Consider the following 5,431-nt stretch of genomic DNA (forward strand, 5'->3'; position numbering starts at 1 on the left):
CAGCGTCTGCACCACCGGCGTATCCGCCGCCGCCTTCGCCGCCTTCGCCGCCTCACTCAACGGCTGCGGCGCGCCCGCCGTGATCGTCAGGCGGATCCGCTCGATTTGCGTGGCCGAGGCATCGAATAGCACCGCCACCAGGTTCCCCGACCAGATCACGTCGCTCGGCACCGACTTCCAGGCCCCGATCGTGTCGCCGCGCGGCGTGAGGCGGAACCGGTCCAGCGTCGTCACGTCCTTCGCGGCGGCCAGCGTGTCGCGATAGAAGAAGGCGACCATCGACGCCGTCAGCCCGATCTTGTAGCGCACCCCCGGCACGCTCAGGTACGCCACCCGCATCGAATCGCCCGCCGGCTTGAAGGCCAGCCCCGATTTCACCACCCGGTCTTCGAGGGCACAGCGCTTCCACGTGCCATCGCGCGGGCAGGCGGAATCGCTGGGCGTAGCCGGCCGCGGCATCACCGCCACGGCGGGCGTGCTGGCGGCTGAGTCGACCTTCGGCGCATCACCGCCACTGCAGGCGGCCGCGACCACCACCGCGAACAGCACCGACCCCAGTCGCGCGCGTGTAATCAAGAATGCTGTTGGCATGCCCCAGTGTACCGCGTCGACCACAACACCGCCAAACCCCTCTGCGTGCTCTGCGCCCTCTGCCCCTCCGCGTGATCGGTTCCGGAACACGAACAGATCACACAGAGAGAAGGAGGGCGCAGAGGACGCAGAGGAGATCCGTATTCGGTATATGTTCGCTAAAACTGGCCGAACTACCGGGCTGTACAATAAATCCAGCATATTCTGCACATCGGTTAACACGAAAAAGCAAAACCGGTTGGATTCTAAGCCGGATACTGACATATTTCTGCAACTTCTGCACGAATCGCGGTGCACCCGGCCACCCATCGTCCGGCGCGCCGCCTACCATTCCACAAACACATCGCCATGTCCTCCATGAACGGCTCGCGCGTCGCTGCCATGCGCGAAGTAACGCAGCGCCCGGTTCGCATTACCGTCCGCCCGGAAGAGAACGGCATTCTGCAGCCGACCAGCGTGTGGTTCGGCATGAACACCTTCGGGCTGCGCCAAATGCGCGCCAAGCTCCCCAAGGACGTCTACAAGAAGCTCGCGGCGTCCATCCGCCTCGGCAAAAAGCTCGATTCCGAGATCGCGCCCGTGGTGGCGCAGGTCATCAAGGAATGGGCGATGTCGCGCGGCGTCACGCACTTCACGCACTGGTTCCAGCCGCAGACCGGCCTCACCGCCGAAAAGCACGACGCCTTCCTGAACTTCGACGAGAACAAGCTCCCCATCGAAACGTTCACCGGTGAGCAGCTCATTCAGTCGGAGCCCGACGCGTCGAGCTTCCCGTCGGGTGGATTGCGCGCCACGTGGGAAGCCCGCGGCTACACGGCGTGGAATCCGGCGTCGCCCGTGTTCATCAGTGAAACCGGCGGTGTGAAGTATCTCTGCATCCCGTCGGTCTTCATCGGCTACAACGGCGAAGCGCTCGACGAGATGACGCCGCTGCTGCGCAGCTCCGACGTGCTGTCCCATCGTGCCATGGAACTGCTCGAGCTCATCGGCGACAGCGGCGTGCTGCGCGTGAACACCACGCTTGGCGTGGAGCAGGAATTCTTCATCATCGACCGCTCGCACTTCGCGCTCCGCCCCGACCTCGTCATGGCCGCGCGCTCGCTCGTGGGCGCGCCGCCGCCGCGTGGACAGCAGCTCGAAGACCACTACTTCGGTGGCATCCCCGAGCGCGTGCAGGCGTGCATCAGCGAAGTCGAGCATGAGCTCTACAAGCTCGGCGTGCCGATCGTCACGCGGCACAACGAAGTCGCGCCGTCGCAGTTCGAAATGGCGCCGATCTTCGAAGACACCGACATCGCCGTCGACCACAACCACCTCGTGATGAGCGTGCTGCGCAAGATCGCGCTGCGTCACGGGCTGCAGGCCATCGTGCACGAGAAGCCGTTCGCCGGCATCAACGGCTCGGGGAAGCACTGCAACTGGTCGCTGTCGATCACCTCCGACAACCAGCTCGACGGCACCAACCTGCTCAAGCCGGGCAAGACGCCGCACCAGAACATCCGTTTCCTCGTGTTCCTGGCGGCGGTGCTGAAGGGTGTGCACAAGCATGCCGGCTTGCTCCGCGCCGGTATCGCCGTGAGCGGCAATGAGCATCGCCTCGGCGCGAACGAAGCGCCGCCGGCGATCATCTCGGCCTTCCTCGGGTCGGGACTCACGCAGGTCGTCGAGGACATCGCCGCCGGGAAGACGTCGCCGAAGAACGCCGAGCAGGCCATGCTGAAGCTCGGCGTGGCCAAGCTGCCGGAAGTCGAACAGGACAACACCGACCGCAATCGCACGTCGCCCTTCGCGTTCACGGGGGCGAAGTTCGAGTTCCGCGCGGTCGGCGCGTCGCAGAGCATCGCGTTCCCCGTCATGCTGCTGCAGGCCGCTGTGGCCGAAGCGCTTGGCGAGATCATCGAGCAACTGAAGGCGGAACTCAAGACCGGCAAGAGCACCGACGACGCCGCCCTCAAGGTGGCCGCCAAGGCCTTCAAGGAGTCGACCGCCGTCCGCTTCGAAGGGAACAACTACTCCGACGAGTGGGTCGTCGAAGCCGCCAAGCGGGGGCTGCTCAACCTGCGGCGCACCCCGGAGGCGCTGGCGCAGCTGCGCACCGAATCGGCGATCACGCTGTTCAAGAACACGCACATCCTCACCGATGTCGAGCTCGAGAGCCGCTATCATGTGCGCCTCGAGCGCTACGTGAAGGACATCCTCATCGAGCTGCACACGATTCAGCAGATGATCGACACGCAGGTGCTCCCGGCGGCGTACGCGTATCTCGGCACGCTTGCGGCATCGGCCGGCCAGGGTGCCGCGGCCGGCATCAACATGCAGCCCATCGTCGACGCCGCGAACTCGGTATCGAAGCTCGTCGCCACGCTGCAGAAGAAGCGCGCCGAACTCGCCAAGGTGATCACCAAGGCCGAGCACATGCACGACGACCTCGGGGGCCAGGCCGGCTATCTCACGACCACCGGCTGTGAAACCATGGCGGAAGTGCGCGACGCCGCCGACGCGATTGAACTCACCATCGGCGACGAGTACTGGCCGTTGCCGCGGTACCGGGAGATGCTGTTCCCGGTTTGATCGGGTGCTGACGGCAGGCTCGTAACTGCCACTCCCTGGGGAGCAGGAAGGAGGGTATCAGGAAGGAGGATGCAGAAACGGCGCGCCGTTCACCTGCTTCCTGCCCCCTGATACCCTCCTTCCTGCTTACGAGGGAGTTTTCCGTTGCTCATCCCGCAGCAATCGCGCCTTCCTCTCCAACCCCCACGCGTAGCCGCCGAGCGTGCCGTCGGCCCGCACCACGCGATGACACGGTACCACCATCGCCACCGGATTCGCGCCACACGCCGTCCCCACCGCACGCACCGCCTTCGGTGAGCCGATACGCGCCGCCAGCGCGGCGTAAGTAATCGTTTCGCCGCGCGGAATCCGCTGCAGCTCGCGCCACACGCGCTGCTGAAACGCGGTGCCGCGCAGGTCGAGGGGCAGCGCCTGCGACAGTGCGCTTCCACTCGCCAACGCCACGACCGCCGCACTGATGTCACCAAGCGCGGCATCGTCGCGCACAATCATCGCCGCCGGCAGGGCATCGCGCAGCGACGACGCGAGCGCGACCGGATCGTCGCCCAACACCACGCGATGCACACCGCGCGACGTCATCGCCACCAGCACGAGCCCGAGCGCGCACGGCACGATCGTGTAGAACACCGTCTCGCCGGCCGCGCCGCGGCGCAGGGCCCCGGGAGACATACCCAGGTGCGCCACCGCCGCGCTGTACGCGCTGGGTAACGAGTCGAAGCCCGCATCGAAGGCCGCGCTCGACACCGATGCGCTCGACGGCAACCCGGTGCGTAACCGTTCGCTCCGTTGTGCCCGTTGCCATTCGGCGGGCGTGCAGCCGACCACACGCGTGAAGACCCGCTGCAGATGGGCCCGACTGACGTCGAGTGCCTCGGCGAGTTGCGTCACCGTCATCGCATCATGTTCCAGCAAACTGATGGCGCGCACCACCAGCGGCGTATGCAGCGCGTCGGCGCCCGATGCCGACGCCGACTCGGGCGTGCACCGCTTGCAGGCGCGGAATCCGGCCGCACGGGCCTCCTGCCCCGTGGTGTAGAAGCGCACGCGGTCCGCACGCGGACGACGCGAGGGACAGGAGGGACGGCAGAAGATCTTCGTGGACGTCACCGCGAAGACGAAGTGGCCGTCCCATTGGCGATCGCGCTCGACCACCGCCCGCCAGCGCGGGTCGCTCGTTGCGTCAGCAACCGTATGCATCGCATCCATGCCACACGATACGCGACTCCCTGGCCGGCCGCGACACGATTCGTCTCCGCAAACCTCCCTCCGCCAATTGCTCGCCTTTCGCGAAAAACCGGTGCATGCTCTGGCAGCGCTCCACTCGGTTCACATCTCGCCTCGGTTCTGCGAATGGGCACCATCGACCTCGGCCAACTGGTCGCCGGCATCGTCAAGCAATGGGAAGGCGTGGAGGTGCGACCGCACCGATTCGGCGGCGTCGAGTTCCGTGTCGCGCATCGCGAGATCGGGCACGTGCATGTAAATGGCGTCGCCGACCTGCTGATGCCGGTGCGCTTGCGTCGCGACCTCGTGGCGGCCGGCCGCGCGGAACCGCACCGGACCCAACCGCACTCGGGGTGGATCAGCTTCCGCCTACGCAGCGAGCACGACGTCCCCGCCGCCGTGGAGCTCTTCCGACTCAACTATGAGCGGGGGCGTGGGATCGTGCGCCCACGCGCCGCACTGCCCGTACTGACCAATCCGACCATGCTGGCCGACCGCAGCGACGGCGGTCTGCCCGCGTAGTGTTACGCCGGCAGGTCCGTGCGTTCCACCAGCGCCGGCGCCTTGCTCGACATCAGCTGGGTTACGAAGCGCTGCCCTTCGGAGATGCGCTCGATCTCGATTGACATGGCGTCCACCGCCTGCTCGATACGCTCGAGTCGGGCGGTACCCTCCAGCAATTGCGGACTCGGCTTCGGCTGATTGGCGCGCTTGAGCATCATCCGCGCGGCCGCCCAGGCCAGCGGTCCCCATACCATCACAATCGACACGATGGAGATCGCCGTAAGCTGTCCGGAACTGAACGGACCGTAGCGCTCCGCCGTCGCCTCTTCGGACACGAGTTCGCCGGGTGCCCGGGCCAGTTCGCGACCGTTCGCCGCGATATCCCGCTCCAACTGCACGATGCGCTCGTCCATAACCCCCAGGCGCTGCTCGAGCCCTCTGGCGCCGGGTCCGCTGGTACTCAACAATTCCTTCGCGACGTCGTCCCGACGGCTCTGCACCGACGTCAATTGACGGGACAGTTCGTTGCGCTTGGCCTTCA

5 protein-coding genes are annotated in these 5,431 nt (G+C 66.2%); 2 read left to right on the plus strand and 3 right to left on the minus strand.

Going from position 1 to position 5,431, the window contains the following annotated elements; all coding sequences use genetic code 11:
* Positions 1-591 (minus strand): hypothetical protein (locus ACIRA7_RS14580; RefSeq protein ID WP_396221579.1); only part of this gene is annotated, 591 nt, incomplete at its 3' end.
* Positions 592-939: 348 nt separating this feature from the next.
* On the opposite strand from ACIRA7_RS14580, the gene ACIRA7_RS14585 reads away from it, so the two are divergent.
* A complete protein-coding gene (locus ACIRA7_RS14585; RefSeq protein WP_396221580.1) occupies positions 940-3,162 on the plus strand; it encodes a glutamine synthetase III in 2,223 nt (740 codons plus the stop codon).
* A 126-nt stretch (positions 3,163-3,288) separates the two neighbouring features.
* Here ACIRA7_RS14585 and ada read toward each other — a convergent pair whose 3' ends face one another.
* Positions 3,289-4,368: a bifunctional DNA-binding transcriptional regulator/O6-methylguanine-DNA methyltransferase Ada gene (ada, locus tag ACIRA7_RS14590; RefSeq protein WP_396221581.1), complete on the minus strand. Its 1,080-nt coding sequence runs from the start codon at positions 4,366-4,368 to the stop codon at positions 3,289-3,291.
* Between the two features lie 144 nt (positions 4,369-4,512).
* On the opposite strand from ada, the gene ACIRA7_RS14595 reads away from it, so the two are divergent.
* On the plus strand, positions 4,513-4,908 hold the full coding sequence (locus ACIRA7_RS14595; protein WP_396221582.1) for a luciferase family protein: 396 nt from the start codon (positions 4,513-4,515) through the stop codon (positions 4,906-4,908).
* A gap of 2 nt (positions 4,909-4,910) precedes the next feature.
* On the opposite strand, the gene ACIRA7_RS14600 is transcribed toward ACIRA7_RS14595, so the two are convergent.
* On the minus strand, positions 4,911-5,431 hold a 521-nt coding region (locus tag ACIRA7_RS14600; RefSeq protein WP_396221583.1), incomplete at its 5' end, for a hypothetical protein.

The organism is Gemmatimonas sp. (assembly GCF_044376735.1).
Taxonomy (GTDB): domain Bacteria; phylum Gemmatimonadota; class Gemmatimonadetes; order Gemmatimonadales; family Gemmatimonadaceae; genus Gemmatimonas.

What these genes read in the sequence shown, in the direction of transcription:
- ACIRA7_RS14585 (WP_396221580.1), top strand. Translation starts at nt 940, where the DNA reads ATGTCCTCCATGAACGGCTCGCGCGTCGCTGCCATGCGCGAAGTAACG.
- ada (WP_396221581.1), bottom strand. Translation starts at nt 4,368, where the DNA reads ATGGATGCGATGCATACGGTTGCTGACGCAACGAGCGACCCGCGCTGG.
- ACIRA7_RS14595 (WP_396221582.1), top strand. Translation starts at nt 4,513, where the DNA reads ATGGGCACCATCGACCTCGGCCAACTGGTCGCCGGCATCGTCAAGCAA.